This window comes from Roseovarius sp. S88 (genome assembly GCF_037023735.1).
In the GTDB taxonomy this organism is placed as follows: Bacteria; Pseudomonadota; Alphaproteobacteria; order Rhodobacterales; family Rhodobacteraceae; genus Roseovarius; species Roseovarius phycicola.
The window spans coordinates 2,300,772-2,316,094 of record NZ_CP146069.1 but is presented as its reverse complement, the minus strand read 5'-3'; the positions used below and the strand labels follow the sequence as shown (position 1 = coordinate 2,316,094).

Genomic DNA, 15,323 nt, shown 5'->3' with positions numbered 1-15,323 from the left:
GGTTCCCGCCAATTCGCGGGGGCGCCCGCGGCCCCCGAATAAGGATAATTTTCGCATGGAAGCTTTCGCCCAGTTTGTCCCGCTCATCCTGATCTTCGCGATCATGTGGTTCCTTCTGATCCGTCCCCAGCAGAAAAAGCTGAAAGAGCATCAGGCCATGGTGGCGGCCCTGCGGCGTGGCGATCAGGTGGTGACGCAAGGCGGTCTCATCGGCAAGGTCACCAAGGTGAAAGAGGCCGAAGAGGTTGAGGTCGAGATTGCCGATGGCGTCCGGGTGCGGGTGGTCAAACAGACAATCGCCCAAGTGCTCTCCAAAACCGAGCCTGCCGAAGGGTGATCTGACCCTGTCACGGAACCCTCTCTATCCTTTTGAAAAGGCATCATAATGCTGCAAATTGACCTCTGGAAGCGCGTGGTGATTTGGGGCTTGGTGGCGCTTGGGCTGCTGCTGGCCTCGCCCAATGGGTTCTATACAAAGGTCGAGACGCATAACGACGCCATGGTCGCCCTCGAACAGGGCGCGACGGGAGCAGAGCTTGAGGCACAGGCAGCCAGCTGGCCAAGCTGGATGCCATCAGGCCTTGTCAATCTTGGACTTGATCTGCGCGGTGGCGCACACCTTCTGGCCGAGGTGCAGGTGGAAGATGTTTATCAGGCGCGGATCGAGGCCATGTGGCCGGAAATACGGGATTTGTTGCGCGAGGAACGTAGCCGTGTCGGCCCCATTCGCTTGCAACCTACAGATGCCGCAGAACTGCGCGTGCGACTGGTCGAAAAGCCTGAGGAAATTGAATATGCCGCGGGGCTTGTACGTGGTCTGGCGCAACCAATCTTCGACCCGCTTTCCGGTGTATCCTCAAGCGATATCGACGTCGCAGCTGCAGGTGACACAATCGTTGTCACGCTGAGCGAAGCCGAGCGGCAAGCCAGTGACGAGCAAACCGTGCGCACCGCGCGCGAGATTATCGAACGCCGCATCAACGAGATGGGCACGCGAGAGCCGACCATCCAGCGCCAGGGCGCGGATCGTATCCTTATTCAAGTGCCCGGCGTCGGCAGCGCGGCAGAACTCAAAGAGATCATCGGCACTACCGCTCAGCTGACGTTTCAGCCTGTCGTGGGCCGGACGGGCAACCCCAATGACCCTCCCGGTGCGGGCAATGAAATCCTGCCCTCACTTGATGAAGAGGGTGTCTTTTACATCGTCGAACGCGCCGCGGTGGTCACCGGCGAAGAACTGGTCGACGCGCAGCCGGATTTTGACCAAAACGGTCTGCCTGCAGTCTCTTTCCGCTTTAACCCGGCGGGTGGCCGCAAATTTGGTGACTATACCGCCGCCAATATTGGCAGCCCCTTTGCGATTGTGCTCGACAACGAGGTGATCAGCGCGCCGGTGATCCAGAGCCATATTCCCGGCGGCACGGGTATCATCACCGGGCGGTTCACGGTTGAGGACAGCACCAATCTTGCCGTGCTTCTCAGGGCAGGGGCCTTGCCTGCGGAACTGGAGTTTCTCGAAGAGCGCACCGTCGGGCCGGAACTGGGGGCCGACAGTATTGAGGCAGGCAAGATCGCCAGCATTGTCGCCTTCGGCCTCGTGCTGGCCTTTATGTGGGCGAGCTATGGCCTCTTTGGTCTCTTTGCCAACATCGCGCTTCTGATCAACGTGGGTCTGATCTTTGGCTTGCTGAGCCTCATTGGCGCGACGCTGACGCTGCCCGGTATTGCCGGGATCGTGCTGACCATCGGGATGGCGGTGGATGCCAATGTGCTTGTGTTTGAGCGCATACGCGAGGAACTCAAAACCGCCAAAGGCCCGGCGCGTGCCATCGAGTTGGGCTATGAAAAAGCACTCAGCGCCATTACCGACGCCAACATCACCACGTTCATTACGGCGCTGATCCTCTATGCCATGGGCTCTGGCCCCGTGCGAGGCTTTGCCATCACGCTGGGTCTGGGGATCATCACGTCGGTCTTTACGGCGATCTTCGTCACGCGCCTGATCGTGATCATCTGGTTTGAGCGCAAACGCCCCAAGACTGTGCTTCAGGGCCGCGCCCTGCGTCTTGTGCCGAAAGAAACCAGCATCGATTTCTTCAAGCGCTGGAAAATGTCACTGGGCCTTTCGGGCGTGTTCATCATCGTGGCGGTGATCTCATTCTTCCTGCAAGGTCTGAACTTCGGCATCGATTTCCGGGGCGGCACCACGATCCGGACCGAAAGCGCGCAAACCGTCGATATCGGCCAATATCGCGACGCGATCACACAGCTGGAGTTAGGCGATGTGTCGATTACCGAGATTTTTGATCCGACGTTCGGTCCGGATAAAAATGTCGCGATGATCCGTATTCAGGCACAGGAAGGCGAAGAAGCTGTCACGCCGGAAGTTATCCGATCCGTGGAGGCGGCACTTCAAGAGGTCGTCCCTGACCTGAAATTCACTGCAGTGGATAGCGTTGGGCCAAAAGTATCCGGCGAACTTATTCAAACCGCGGTCATCGCCGTGCTGCTCGCGATTGCGGCGGTGTTGGTCTATATCTGGCTCAGGTTTGAGTGGCAGTTTGCGGTGGGCGCGGTGCTTGCTCTTGTGCATGATGTGTGGCTGACCATAGGCATATTCTCAGAGCTGCAAATTCAGTTTGACCTCGCCATCATCGCCGCCCTTCTGACGATTGTGGGTTATTCGCTCAACGACACGGTGGTCGTTTTTGACCGGGTGCGAGAGAACCTGCGCAAGTACAAGAAAAAAGACCTCTCCGAGGTGCTCAATATCTCGATCAACGAAACGCTCAGCCGGACTGTCATGACCTCGGTCACCACGCTTCTGGCGTTGATGGCACTTTACGTGTTGGGAGGCGACGTGATCCGGGGCTTTGTCTTTGCGATGATATGGGGCGTGATCGTGGGGACCTATTCCTCGATCTTCGTGGCCAGTGCGGTGCTTCTCTGGTTGGGGGTCAAGCGCGACTGGTCCAAACCCGATACCACCGCAGGCACGCAGTTCGCCAACGTAGATGCCTGAGCTTTGGTCTCAGGCCCTGGCACAGCCGGGGCTGATCTGGCTCTTGGGTGCGGCACTGGCCGCAGGGCTTGTGCGGGGGTTCTCGGGATTTGGCACGGCGATGGTGTACCTGCCGGTGGCTGGCACGTTCCTGGGCCCTTTTGCCGCCCTCACCACGCTTTTGGTGATGGATCTTTTCGGGCCGCTGCCCAATGTGCCCCGGGCGCTGAGGGATCGCCATCCGGGCGATATGTCCCGACTTGTCCTGGGATTGGTCATTGCCTTGCCAATCGGTGTTCTCGTCCTCGCGCAAGTGCCAGCGGAGGCCTTTCGGTACGCCGTTTCACTCATTGCATTGGCCCTCCTTGTATTGCTCATATCCGGCTACCGCTATCGCGGTGCGCTCACCCCACGCCTGATCACCGGCACAGGTATGCTGGGCGGTTTTCTGGGCGGCTCGACGGGTTTGCCCGGTCCACCTGTGATCATGCTCTACATGGCCAGCACCCATCCCGCTCATGTGGTGCGCGCGACGCTTATGCTCTACCTCGTAGCGGTCGACCTGCTCATGCTGGGGGTCTTCTGGCTTTATGATCGGCTCGAGCCGGGCAACCTCGTGCTGGGCTTTTGCGTTATGGTGCCCTATCTTTTGGGCAACATTCTGGGCGGCTGGCTGTTCCGTCCGGGACAGGAAAAAATCTACCGCGGCATCGCCTATTTGGTCATTGCGCTCTCTGCCATCATAGGCCTGCCATTCTGGGGAGGATAAACCACATGCGCCTCAGCGAAGTGACGTTCACCGATGCCCAACCCATCGACGGCTACGGTCCGGGGTTCTTTCGCGTCGGCGGTGAGGTGGCCAAAGCGCCTGTTTGTGTCCACCCTGGCGGCACGTTTGACTGGGGTGGGTACGAAGATACCGCGTCGTTGCTGACGCTCAAAGATGAGATCGACGTGCTCTTTATTGGTACGGGCGCAGAGACCGCCCACGTGCCCACTGCCTTTCGCGAGGCCATCGAGGCCGCAGGCATAGGGGTCGAACCCATGAACTCCCCCGCCGCAGCCCGCACCTACAACGTGCTCGTCTCCGAAGGCCGCCGGGTCGCCGCGGCGCTTTTGGGGGTTTGAGGAGTTACCTACATCATTGGTTCGCGTTGCGCGTGCGCTGTTTTGCTTCGAATTGCTCCCAAACAAACATGCGTCCCTTCTGGCGCGCATCTGCCAGCCACATTTTCTTGCGCGCATCTGGAACTTCCAGCCTGCGGTAACACCCGCCAGAATATTTTGCCCAGTCTATCGCCAATCCACATTTCACCATTTCCGCAGAAAGGTCTCGCCCGTCTTCAAGATAACAGCGCGCCACGGTTCGCCCGTAGTGGTCGATCTCGGTGACTTCGGCGCGTATGGTGTGGCCTTTGCACAATGCGACAAGCGCCCATTTGGCCTTGATCCCATAGGGATGGTTCATTTCCGGCGCATCAACACCAAAGAGACGTATCTGGGTCTTCTGGATGACAACAGTATCACCATCGACGATATAGGCCCGTCCTTTGATGACACGTGCCTTGGTAACTGGCTTGGCGCTTTGGGGGTCGAACGTCGCATGCCGCCCAGGAGCACGAAGCTTGGGCAGGTCTTCTGTTGTTGCGGGTTCTTCCCTGGGCGCTGTCTTCTCGCCAAAATCACCGCACATCTTATATGCAGTGGCGACCGCCCCGATGAGCAACAACAAAAGCAGAACCGCGCCTTCCACGTCCAATAGCCCTTTTGTTCAAACAGAGGTGTCAATCACCTCGGCACTACATCTAAAGTTGAAAAACCAATGATGGCATTGTCTTAGATCAATGTGTTGATAGTTTGGCGCAGCGTATCTGTAGGCCCGATATGAGATGTCCAACTATGCCCAATGCCAACAAAGGAACGATCTTTCGGCGCGTCATCCTTTCAGCTATGGACGTTTCATGACCCTGACCGTCCAAAACCTCAGCATCACCCGTGGCGGTATTCGCGTGCTCGAAGGTGTGAGTTTTTCGCTGTCGCCCGGCGAAGCGTTGGTGCTGCGGGGACCCAATGGGATTGGCAAGACGACGCTTTTGCGCACCATCGCAGGGTTGCAGCCGCCGCTTGAGGGGCAGGTCGACGCGGCCCCGGATACGCTGGTCTATGCTGGGCATGCGGATGGGTTGAAATCCACGCTGACGGTCGAGGAAAATCTCGAGTTTTGGGCGCAGATTTTTGGGCAGAACGACATTGCCTCGGCCATGAACGCTTTTGATCTCAATGCTTTGCGCAGCCGTCCGGCGGGGCTTCTCTCCGCGGGGCAGAAACGTCGCCTTGGGCTTGCACGGCTTTTGGTCACGGGGCGGCCCATCTGGGTGCTGGACGAACCGACCGTATCGCTTGATGTGCGTGCGGTTGAGATGTTCGCCGAAGTCATTCGCACTCATCTGGGAAAGGGCGGCTCAGCACTTTTGGCCACGCATATCGACCTAGGGCTTGATGAGGCGAAGACGCTGGATGTCACACCGTTCCGCGCCAGTGCAGCGCAGCTCGATGAGTTTGACGAGGCCTTCCTGTGAAGGCGCTGCTGTTACGTGACATACGGCTGGCAATCCGGGCTGGGGGCGGATTTGGCCTGGGTCTCGCGTTTTTCCTGATCGTCGTCGTGTTGGTGCCCTTTGGGGTCGGCCCGCAATCGGAACTTTTGTCGCGTATCGCGGCGGGTACCCTATGGATTGGTGCGCTTCTGGCCTGCCTGCTCTCGCTTGACCGCATCTTCGCGCTCGACTGGGAGGACGGCTCGCTGGATCTTCTGGCCACCGCGCCTTTGCCAATGGAGGCCATCGCCGCCATCAAGGCTCTGGCGCATTGGCTGACCACCGGCCTGCCTTTGGTCTTGGCCGCACCGATTCTGGCGGTTCTTTTGAACCTGCCTGCAGCCGGATACGGCCCTCTGATCCTGTCGCTTTTGCTGGGCACACCGGCGCTGAGCATGATTGGCACATTTGGCGCGGCACTTACCGTGGGGCTGAAACGCGGTGGACTGCTTCTCAGCCTGCTTGTTTTACCGCTTTATGTCCCCACATTGATCTTTGGTGCCGAGGCGGCCCGGCGCGGGGTGGACGGGTTTGACACAACCACACCCATGCTGATGCTGGCGGGGATCACCTGCGGCACCATCGCGCTTTTGCCTTTTGCCGCGGCTGCGGTATTGAGAGTTAACCTGCGCTGAGAAAGAAGGGGAGGAGAACCCGTGGCGTCACTTTGGGAATATGCGAATCCCAAGAAGTTCATCGACACGACCAGCCGGTTTTTGCCCTGGCTGTTCGGATCCGCACTGATTTGTCTTGTGACAGGCCTCATCTGGGGCTTTTTCTTTACGCCTGATGATTTCCGGCAGGGCAGCACGGTCAAGATCATCTACCTGCACGTGCCCTCGGCGCTGATGGCGATCAACGCCTGGCTGATGATGCTGGTGGCTTCGCTCATGTGGATCGTGCGCCGCCATCACGTGAGCGCCTTGGCCGCCCGTGCTGCAGCACCTATAGGCATGGTCATGACGCTGATTGCTCTGGCCACCGGGGCGATCTGGGGTCAGCCGATGTGGGGCACCTGGTGGGCCTGGGATCCAAGGCTCACGTCCTTTTTAATCCTGTTCCTCTTCTATCTGGGCTATATCGCGCTTTGGGAAGCGATTGAAAATGACGACACAGCGGCGGATCTGACGTCGATCCTGTGTCTTGTCGGCTCTGTCTTTGCACTTCTCAGTCGCTATGCGGTGAATTTCTGGAACCAGGGGTTACACCAGGGGGCATCTTTGAGCCTGGATAAGGAAGAGAATGTGCACGACGTGTTCTATCACCCGCTGCTCATCTGCATTGCGGGGTTTGTGCTCTTGTTTATTGCCTTGGTCTTCCTGCGCACCCAGACCGAGATTCGCGCCCGCCGGATGCGTGCGCTTATGGCCCGCGAAAGGCTGACCGCATGATCCCTGATCTTGGCAAATACTCCGACGCGGTCCTGTCCGCCTATGCGGTGTCGCTTTTGCTTCTGATGCTGCTGGTCATCGTCAGCTGGCGCCGGGCTGGGAAAGTCAAAAAAGACCTCGAAGAGATTGAAGGTAAAGGACAATCAGATGGCTAAAGTGTCCCCATTGATGATCGCGCCACCCGTCATCTTCATGCTTCTGGCCGGGGTGTTCTTTGTTGGAATGCAGCGCGAGAACCCCAATGAACTGCCGTCGGCCTTTGAAGGGCGCGAGGCGCCTGTCGTGGCACTGGAGCAACTGGCGCAAAAGCCGCTGTTTGAGGACGCGACCTTGCGCGAAGACGGTGTGAAACTAGTGAATTTCTGGGCCAGCTGGTGCGCGCCCTGCCGCGTCGAACACCCGCATCTCACGGCGCTTGCCGAAGAAGGCATCACGATTTACGGCGTGAATTACAAAGACAATCCAGGAAATGCGATTGGGTTTCTGGAGGAATTGGGAGACCCCTATGCTGGGATAGGGGCCGACACCACCGGGCGCATGGGGCTTGATTGGGGTCTCTACGGCGTGCCTGAGACCTATGTCATCAACGGTCAGGGCGAGATCGTGCTGCGCTTTGCTGGACCGATCACAGAGCGCGTGATGGATAGCGAAATTCGCCCGGCCATCGAACGCGCCAAGAACTGATCAGCGCGTCGGCTGGCAGTGGCCTGCAGCAGGCACTTCGTTCACAGCACAGGCATTGGCGTCTTGTGCGCCGCTTGTGGCGCCGATCAGGGCCACGCAGCACAGGATAAGAACTTGTGAGGCAATCAGAAATGTACGCATGTCTTCGGTCTTTCATAAGATCTTAAATCATTGTGCTGATTAATCTGGGGTCGGTCAGGGGAAAAACGAAGTTAGGAAAACCCTACCTTTTGGGCATTTCACGGGCATTTGAAAGAAATGCGATGCGCTGTGAAACGCTGCGGCTCTCTTGCGCAGGCCATGCGGGGTTGCTATCTGGCCAAGACTTATCCGATTGTTTTGATCGGGAAACTGGAGAAGACCAGGTTGCAAGAGACGGCTCCACGACTTGAGACCAAGCATTTGATGCGTCGCTATGAGGGGCGTGTTGTCGTGGATGATGTGTCGCTCGAAGTACAGCCCGGGCAGGTGACATGTCTTCTGGGGCCCTCGGGCTGCGGCAAGTCGACAACCTTGCGCATGATCGCAGGCGTGGAAATGCAGGACGAGGGCGAGATTTGGGTCGACGGCAATCTGGTCTGTGACACAGTGTTCCGCATCCCGCCTGAGCGGCGCAATATCGGGCTGATGTTTCAGGATTTCGCACTCTTTCCGCATCTGCGCGTGGGCGAGAACGTGGCTTTTGGTCTGAGTGGCGACAAAGCGGAGAAAGACAAGCGCATCGGAGAGCTTTTGGAGCGCGTGGGGCTAGAGGGGTATGCCGCCAAGTTTCCGCATGAACTCTCGGGTGGGGAACAACAGCGCGTGGCGCTCGCCCGGGCCTTGGCACCACGTCCGCGGATCATGCTCATGGACGAGCCGTTTTCGGGCCTCGATAACCGGCTGCGTGATGGTATTCGCGATGAAACGCTAGAGGTTCTGCGCGAGGCGGATACGGCCGTTTTGCTGGTCACTCACGAACCCGAAGAGGCCATGCGTATGGCCGACAATATCGCGCTTATGCGCCATGGCCGGATCGTGCAGCAGGGCGCGCCTTACAATATCTTCAACGCGCCTGCCGATCGCGACGCCGTCGCGTTTTTCAGTGACGTAAACGTGGTGCGCGCTGAAGTGTCCGGCGCACTCGCGCAAACGCCTTTTGGTCAGTTTCTGGCCCCGGGCATTGCCGATGGCCAATCGGTGGATATCGTTGTGCGCCCTCAGCATGTGAAGATTGACTTTGACCGCAATGGGGTTGGCCCGTCCCCTACGATCAGCGATGGGACCGCCGTGCGCGGTGTCGTGGAACGCGCGCGGTTCATGGGGTCCGAAAGTCTGGTCGAATTTCGCATGGAACATGACCAGTCGATCTTCAAGGCGACAGTGCCAGCGGTGTTTCTGCCCAAGCAAGGCACACCGCTTTGGCTGATGATCCGGCGTGACAAGTGTTTTCTGTTTGAGGTGGAATAGCGCGGGCACGTCACGATCAACGGCTTAACCTGCGTCTTCGTCTTCCTCCTCAGGGACTTCCAGCGTAATTTCCCCATTGGCCTCCAACGTTCGGATGGCATTGACGACCTGCGTCATGGCTGCTTCGCCATCCTTTTGTTTGATACTGCCCTGTTCCGCCATTTCCTCTCGCAAAGATTCGGCCATACGTTTGGAGAGGTTTTCCAGAATGAATTCCGAAGCAGGCAGCGTATCTTCGGTCTTGGCCGCCGATGCCAATGCCATGACCAAGATGGCCTGATCCACATCGCGCGTCACCTTGGGTACGTCGATGGCGCTCAGACGTTGAGGAATATTCGCAAAGGTAAAAATCGCCTTGCGTACAAGGGCGGCAAATCCTTCGTCTTCCTCATCAAGCCCGGTTAGAACATCATCGCGCGTGAGGGATGTGGAGTAATTCAGAATGGCTCCGACACGCTCTACCGGGCCCTCATCAAAAGCGGTTTCAGGCACATTGTGCAGCTGCGCAGCCAGCGACAGCCCGATCCGGTCAACCGCATCAGGGGTCACAGCCCCGGTTTGTGACATGGCCAGCGCCACGCGGCGCGCGGTTTGCCCCGGCAGGTCGCCCATCAATTCGGCGGCGCGCATCACGTCCAGTTTGGACAGCAGCACAGCAGAGACCTCAACACTCTCGGTTTGCACGATCTCCAGCAGCGCCTCGGTATCGGCATTGCGCACCTGCTCCCATGGATCGCCAAACTGACGCACGCCTGCCTCTTTCTTAAGCCGTGCTGCGGTTTGCGGGCTGATCCGGCCATCAAGGGCGGTCAGGGCACCGGCCACGCCCTTCGGGAAAGTCAAACCCATCGCCTCAAGCTCTCCGGCGAACTCGGCCACCACGTCGGCCAGCGTGCTGCGATCCACATATCGCATCGTGCCCATCTGCGTGGTCAGTTGCGCCTGCATTTCGTCAGGCAGGTCAGACAGCGATATGTCGGCCCCCTCATTCAGAAGGAACCGAACAATGATGGCGGCTTTTTGCCGTCGCGATAGGTGCGTCGCCGGTGCGGGCGCAGACAGTCGAGCAAGCGTATGATCACCCATGGTGTTCCCTATTTGTTCAATTTGACACAGAATAGGGATAAGGCGGAAAGAAAGCCCTAAGCAAAGGTAAAAAATCACCTAAGATTAGGGCTTTATGATCAGTAGTTGTAGCTTGCGCCGCTTGTGATCGCATTGGCCAGAGAAATCTCTGCCCAGGTGTCCGCGCCGTCATAATCGCGAATGGCCTGCAACTCTGATTTGGCTTCGGCGATCTTGCCCTGCTGCACCAGAGCCTGACCCATATAAGACCGCGCCGTGATGTTGGCCGGGTTCTGCGCCAAGGCCTGACGATAGAATTTCATTCCGCCGTCCATGTCGCCCTTCTTGCGGGTGGTAAAGCCCCAATAAGTCAGCACGCGGTCCTCGGTCTGGTCGCTCATCGCCTTCAGCGCAGATTGTGCATTGTCCAACTGGCCAGCATAGGCAAATTCGCGCACCGCACCATAGAGCGTGTCATCATCCAGCAGATTGCTTTGCACCCGCACACAGGCGTTGGTTTTCTTGTTCCAGATTTTGCCACCCGAACAGTGTTGCGTCGGTTTCGGCTTGGTTTGTTTGCGGTCCCCATCCTTGGCAAAGGCGGCGCTTGGTAAAAGAAGGGCTGCAATAAGAAGCGGTCTGATCATCGGGTCCTCCACTGAGTTCAACTGGGTTATGCAGGACTAACGCGCGAGGTCCGGAAATTATTCTCGGACCACGCAACTTTGTGAGTCTGCGTTGTTGAAGGACCTAGGGCGAAGATCAGCCTTCACCAAACACCCGCTTGAATATCGTGTCGACATGCTTGGTGTGATAGCCCATGTCGAATTTTTCTTCGATTTCTTCTGGGCTGAGGGCAGCACACACTTCGGCATCGCTCAAAAGCTCTTCTTTGAAGTCCGTGCGGTGTTCCCAGACCTTGAGCGCATTGCGCTGCACCATGGCATAGGCATCTTCGCGGCTCACACCGGCCTGGGTCAGGGCCAGAAGTACGCGCTGGGACATGACCAGTCCGGGGAACTTGTTCATGTTATCAAGCATATTCTCGGGAAAGATCAGCATCTTGTCGATCACACTGGTTAGCCGGGCGAGCGCGAAATCGAGGGTGACGGTGGCATCTGGGCCAATCATGCGCTCAACTGAGCTGTGCGAGATGTCACGCTCATGCCAGAGCGCCACGTTTTCCATCGCTGGGACCACAGCCATACGAACTAGCCGCGCCAACCCAGTCAGGTTCTCGGTCAGAACCGGGTTTTTCTTGTGCGGCATGGCGGACGAGCCTTTTTGCCCCATTGAGAAGAACTCTGCGCCCTCCAGAACCTCGGTGCGCTGCATGTGACGGATCTCAACGGCAATGTTCTCGATGGAGGACGCGATTACACCCAAAGTCGCAAAGAACATCGCGTGACGATCGCGCGGGATGACTTGCGTGCTGACCGGCTCGGCGCGCAAGCCCAGCTTTTCACACACATGTTCCTCAACCGCCGGGTCAATGTTTGCGAAGGTGCCCACAGCGCCGGAAATCGCGCCTGTGGCGATTTCAAAACGGGCTTTTTCCAAGCGGTTCTTGTTACGATCCATCTCGGCATAGAACCGGGCAAAGGTCAGACCCATGGTGGTTGGTTCAGCATGAATGCCATGGCTGCGCCCCACGCGCAGGGTATCTTTATGTTCAAACGCCCGGCGCTTCAGCGCGGCCAATAGATCGTCCATATCCGCAAGTAAGATGTCAGCGGCACGGACCAGCTGCACGTTGAGGCAGGTATCAAGCACATCCGAGCTCGTCATGCCCTGATGCACAAAGCGGGCCTCCTCGGATCCCACATGTTCGGCCAGATGGGTCAGAAAGGCGATCACGTCATGCTTGGTGACGGCCTCGATCTCGTCAATGCGGGCCACATCGAATTCGACATCTTTGGCCTTCCATACGGCCTCGGCATTCTCGCGCGGGATCACCCCAAGATTCGCCATCGCGTCACAGGCATGCGCCTCGATCTCGTACCAGATGCGGAACTTTGTGGCCGGTTCCCAGATGGCGACCATATCGGGGCGGGAATAGCGAGGGATCATAGTGTGCAGACCTTTGGAATTGCATGTGTGGTTGCGCGCGGTTTAGACCGTTGGGAAAGGCGCAGCAAGGCAGGAGCGGGCAGTTGTTTCCCCGATTGCAGGATTTCATCGGTAAATGGCACATCACACGCCAAATAGCCCATGCCGACGGCGCCACGGCGCAGTTTGAGGGGCAAGCACGCTTTGTGCCATCCGGGAAGGAGCTGCGATACGACGAAAGCGGGACATTGCGGCTCGCGACCGGGCAGAGCATGCACGCCGAGCGTGCCTATGTCTGGGCGGAGGGTCAGGATTGCACTTTGGAGGTCTACTTCGACGACGGACGCCCGTTCCACCATATTGCGCCGGGCGCTGAGCGTGCCCAGCATTGGTGTGACCCTGACACCTATCAGGTGTACTATGACTTTGCTGATTGGCCGATCTGGTCAAGCCGGTGGCAGGTCAATGGCCCTCGTAAGAACTATTGCATGACCAGCCACTATCGCCGAGGCTCAGGCGCAACATGACTCTGATCCTGCAAGATAAAATTCCTTACGATGTTTCGACCAAGTCCCTGCCGGGTGTGTCTCCGCTGCGCATGGAAGACTGGATTTGGCAAGACGACGCTTTCGCCGGGCAGATGGCGCTGCGCGATGAGCTGATCGCAACTCGGCGCGATGACGTCATTGCCATGCAAGAGGGCAGTGAGGACGCCGCGCAAGAGCTCTTGGATATGGTGGTGCTTTGGCTCGGCGCGCACGCCGAGGGATATCGGGTTGAAACCACGCAGGTGACGCGCCCCGACCAAAAGACGGTCCCGCTTGATTGCACCGCACCTATGGTCACGCTGGGACAGCTTGTTCAGGAAGATCTATGTGTGCTGCAAAAACACGGAGATGAGCATGTGCTGACTGCCGCCGCGCTGTGCTTTCCGGCAAACTGGCACCTGTCGCAAAAGATCGGTCGCCCGCTCACGACCATCCATGACCCGGTTCCAAATTATGATGCCAAAATCGCCCAGCGGGTGCAGCGGCTTTTCGACGGGGTGCAGCCCGACCGGCCTCTATGGCGGTTCAACGCATTGCACTATGCCGATCCAGAACTCTTTCAACCGGAGCGCCGGCATGGAGAGTATCAGGGTTTGCACGCGGCGGTTTTTCCCTATTTTCGTTCAGAGCGCCAATGCGTTTTGCGCCTGCCCAAAACGCGGGCCTGCGTGTTTTCAATACATACCTTTGTGATTGCCAAATCGATGGCGCCCGGAGAAGAAAACGACGCGTGACCTTTAGGCAGTCTCTTCGTCTTTCTTCTTGGTGATGTCGCGCAGCATGGAATAGGTGAAAAGGAACGCTCCAAGCGGTGCGCTGTAGAGCATCAGGGACAAGGCCATCGTGTGGACTGTCAAACGCAAGGGTTCCGTTGGTTCGGCCTGATCCTGAAGCCACTGCGGCGATTCCGGTAATGGCTCTGCCAGATCGTCCAGCTCAATGATACCACTGGGATCAAAACGATCGCGCACAGGTTTGGCCTTGGGCGCGGGCGGAGCCACAACAGGCGGGTCAATCACAGACGCGTCTGCGTCGGAAGACAGGTCAACAAGAGGCTGTGTTCCAACGGCTTTCTCGTCTGGTGCCATGCCTTCGGCATGCTCCAGAAGTTCCAGAAAACTGCGGACCAGTTTACCATCCACATCCTCTGGCGTCTCTGCGCGCAGGACCGTGTCATAGGGCATCGTCTGTTCCACCCAGGCCGCCAGTCGGTCGGCCCTTTTGGAATGAGTTTTGCGGTTGGGTCGCGCGCCGTCCATGTCTGGAGCGTTGCCCACAGCCATCACAAGATGACTGCAAAACCCTTCAGCCGTGGCATTCTGACGTCCAATGGCCACGCGCACGCCGACATGATCGAGAACGGCTATGTCCTGTCCCTCCCAGGACAGCGCCGCAGGTCTGTCATCAGCCACTTGCATGGCTTTTCGAACGCGAGACGCGATGGCAGACACCGGTGGTATCTCACCGCTGCGATAACCAAATGCAACAATAGCCCCGTGATCCTGGCTGTGCATGTTTACCCTTACCTACGAATAAATTTACTCAAATAGTTTTCCCCAAAACTGCGCCGGTGATGGGATAAGAATTTGACCTCTTCATGACCTTTGCTCTGGGAAACGCCGCCAAATATGGCTTTTCCGGGCAATAATGCGCCTCATCAGGAAACAGTCTGTTGACGCTTCAGCCGTCAATCTTTGCGGCCATGATCGCAATGGCTTTTTGATACACGCCTGCGGCGTTCCAGGCCTGAATTGCACGGAAATTGGGTTGGCCAGGCTGATAGCCCTGACCGGGTTTCCACCCCTTCTGACGCAGGAAATTTGCTGTGGAAACAAGGGCATCTGTCTGGTTGTAAAAATCCACGCGCCCGTCACCATTGCCATCCACGCCGTATTTCAGCGCATTACCTGGCAGGAACTGTGTGTGTCCCAACTCGCCATGTTTCGCGCCCTTGGTCGACCCGGTTATGCTGCCGCGATCGACCAGCTTCAAAGCGCCAATTGCATGTGGTTTGAAGAAATCAGACCGACGGCAATCAAAACTGAGCGTGACAATGGCCGAGACGACCGAACTGTCGCCCATAAACCCGCCAAAGCCGGTTTCCATGCCGTGAATCGCCAGGATCACACCGGCTGGCACGCCATATTGCTGTTCAATGGCTTGAAAATACGCCGCATTTTGCGCCTTGCGTTTGCGCCCCTGCGAGATGATCGCATTCGCACCGCGCACCTGCATGAACTTCTCAAGACTGTACTTGAAGCTCTTCTGATTGCGGTCCGCGGCAATGGTGCGCTTGGCGTATTGCGCCTGAGCCAGCGCCTGAAGGCCACGTTGCCCCACACCGGCCGACTTGGCCTCTTGTGCAAAGGCCGCCTTCCACGCGTCAAACCCTGCTGAAGTGTTTCCGCATTGCGCGGCCAGCGCAGCCGTTGCGCTCAGCGACAGACCAAAACCCAAAGCAAGCGATTTGAAAGAAGGCAGCATGAAATTTCTCCGGTACTTACAAAAGACCGGCGCAGTTTAACCTGCTTGCCTGACC

19 protein-coding genes are annotated in these 15,323 nt (G+C 57.8%); 12 read left to right on the top strand and 7 right to left on the bottom strand.

From position 1 onward, the window contains the following. Window positions 1–55: 55 nt before the first annotated feature. From yajC to RZ517_RS11700, 4 genes are read left to right on the top strand one after another with little or no spacing between them, the layout of a single operon-like run. Entirely contained in the window at window positions 56–337 is a 282-nt protein-coding gene (gene yajC / locus RZ517_RS11715) for a preprotein translocase subunit YajC (RefSeq protein WP_317055229.1), read from the top strand. 48 nt (window positions 338–385) lie between these two features. After that, window positions 386–3,022 (top strand): protein translocase subunit SecD, encoded by a 2,637-nt coding sequence (gene secD, locus RZ517_RS11710; protein ID WP_338548407.1) that lies wholly within the window; start codon window positions 386–388, stop codon window positions 3,020–3,022. After that, window positions 3,015–3,770, top strand: coding sequence for a sulfite exporter TauE/SafE family protein (locus tag RZ517_RS11705; protein ID WP_317055227.1), 756 nt, complete (start codon window positions 3,015–3,017; stop codon window positions 3,768–3,770). The genes secD and RZ517_RS11705 overlap by 8 nt, the downstream gene beginning before the upstream one ends. A 5-nt stretch (window positions 3,771–3,775) precedes the next feature. Then, on the top strand, window positions 3,776–4,129 hold the full coding sequence (locus tag RZ517_RS11700; protein WP_317055226.1) for an Mth938-like domain-containing protein: 354 nt from the start codon (window positions 3,776–3,778) through the stop codon (window positions 4,127–4,129). Window positions 4,130–4,142: 13 nt separating this feature from the next. On the opposite strand, the gene RZ517_RS11695 is transcribed toward RZ517_RS11700, so the two are convergent. Continuing rightward, window positions 4,143–4,754, bottom strand: coding sequence for a thermonuclease family protein (locus RZ517_RS11695; RefSeq protein WP_317055225.1), 612 nt, complete (start codon window positions 4,752–4,754; stop codon window positions 4,143–4,145). 208 nt (window positions 4,755–4,962) lie between these two features. Between RZ517_RS11695 and ccmA the strand changes: the two genes are divergently transcribed. From ccmA to RZ517_RS11670, 5 genes are read left to right on the top strand one after another with little or no spacing between them, the layout of a single operon-like run. After that, a complete protein-coding gene (gene ccmA / locus RZ517_RS11690; protein WP_338548406.1) occupies window positions 4,963–5,580 on the top strand; it encodes a heme ABC exporter ATP-binding protein CcmA in 618 nt (205 codons plus the stop codon). Then, window positions 5,577–6,233: a heme exporter protein CcmB gene (gene ccmB / locus RZ517_RS11685; RefSeq protein WP_317055224.1), complete on the top strand. Its 657-nt coding sequence runs from the start codon at window positions 5,577–5,579 to the stop codon at window positions 6,231–6,233. Before ccmA ends, ccmB begins: the two co-directional genes overlap by 4 nt. A gap of 21 nt (window positions 6,234–6,254) precedes the next feature. Then, window positions 6,255–6,989: a heme ABC transporter permease gene (locus tag RZ517_RS11680; protein WP_338548405.1), complete on the top strand. Its 735-nt coding sequence runs from the start codon at window positions 6,255–6,257 to the stop codon at window positions 6,987–6,989. Next, window positions 6,986–7,144, top strand: a complete 159-nt coding sequence (gene ccmD / locus RZ517_RS11675; RefSeq protein ID WP_338548404.1) for a heme exporter protein CcmD — start codon at window positions 6,986–6,988, stop codon at window positions 7,142–7,144. The genes RZ517_RS11680 and ccmD overlap by 4 nt, the downstream gene beginning before the upstream one ends. Continuing rightward, window positions 7,137–7,673: a DsbE family thiol:disulfide interchange protein gene (locus RZ517_RS11670; RefSeq protein WP_338548403.1), complete on the top strand. Its 537-nt coding sequence runs from the start codon at window positions 7,137–7,139 to the stop codon at window positions 7,671–7,673. Before ccmD ends, RZ517_RS11670 begins: the two co-directional genes overlap by 8 nt. Here the strand turns inward: RZ517_RS11670 and RZ517_RS11665 are convergent, their stop codons facing one another. Then, window positions 7,674–7,814: a hypothetical protein gene (locus tag RZ517_RS11665; RefSeq protein WP_338548402.1), complete on the bottom strand. Its 141-nt coding sequence runs from the start codon at window positions 7,812–7,814 to the stop codon at window positions 7,674–7,676. Between the two features lie 264 nt (window positions 7,815–8,078). Here RZ517_RS11665 and RZ517_RS11660 point away from each other — a divergent pair, with 264 nt between their 5' ends. Further along, window positions 8,079–9,122: an ABC transporter ATP-binding protein gene (locus RZ517_RS11660; protein ID WP_338551143.1), complete on the top strand. Its 1,044-nt coding sequence runs from the start codon at window positions 8,079–8,081 to the stop codon at window positions 9,120–9,122. A gap of 24 nt (window positions 9,123–9,146) precedes the next feature. Here the strand turns inward: RZ517_RS11660 and RZ517_RS11655 are convergent, their stop codons facing one another. The 3 genes from RZ517_RS11655 to purB form a co-directional block, all read right to left on the bottom strand. After that, window positions 9,147–10,208 (bottom strand): flagellar motor switch protein FliG, encoded by a 1,062-nt coding sequence (locus RZ517_RS11655; RefSeq protein ID WP_338548401.1) that lies wholly within the window; start codon window positions 10,206–10,208, stop codon window positions 9,147–9,149. Between the two features lie 98 nt (window positions 10,209–10,306). Beyond that, window positions 10,307–10,834, bottom strand: coding sequence for a tetratricopeptide repeat protein (locus RZ517_RS11650; protein WP_338548400.1), 528 nt, complete (start codon window positions 10,832–10,834; stop codon window positions 10,307–10,309). A gap of 115 nt (window positions 10,835–10,949) precedes the next feature. Further along, window positions 10,950–12,257 carry an adenylosuccinate lyase gene (gene purB, locus RZ517_RS11645; RefSeq protein ID WP_338548399.1) on the bottom strand — a complete coding sequence of 436 codons (1,308 nt, stop codon included), beginning with the start codon at window positions 12,255–12,257 and terminating at the stop codon, window positions 10,950–10,952. 83 nt (window positions 12,258–12,340) lie between these two features. Between purB and RZ517_RS11640 the strand changes: the two genes are divergently transcribed. Further along, entirely contained in the window at window positions 12,341–12,763 is a 423-nt protein-coding gene (locus tag RZ517_RS11640) for a DUF6314 family protein (RefSeq protein WP_338548398.1), read from the top strand. Then, entirely contained in the window at window positions 12,760–13,518 is a 759-nt protein-coding gene (locus RZ517_RS11635) for a heme-dependent oxidative N-demethylase family protein (protein WP_338548397.1), read from the top strand. Before RZ517_RS11640 ends, RZ517_RS11635 begins: the two co-directional genes overlap by 4 nt. Before the next feature lie 3 nt (window positions 13,519–13,521). Here RZ517_RS11635 and RZ517_RS11630 read toward each other — a convergent pair whose 3' ends face one another. Then, window positions 13,522–14,298: a hypothetical protein gene (locus tag RZ517_RS11630; protein ID WP_338548396.1), complete on the bottom strand. Its 777-nt coding sequence runs from the start codon at window positions 14,296–14,298 to the stop codon at window positions 13,522–13,524. Between the two features lie 166 nt (window positions 14,299–14,464). Further along, window positions 14,465–15,268, bottom strand: a complete 804-nt coding sequence (locus tag RZ517_RS11625; protein ID WP_338548395.1) for a lytic murein transglycosylase — start codon at window positions 15,266–15,268, stop codon at window positions 14,465–14,467. Between the last annotated feature and the right edge of the window lie 55 nt (window positions 15,269–15,323).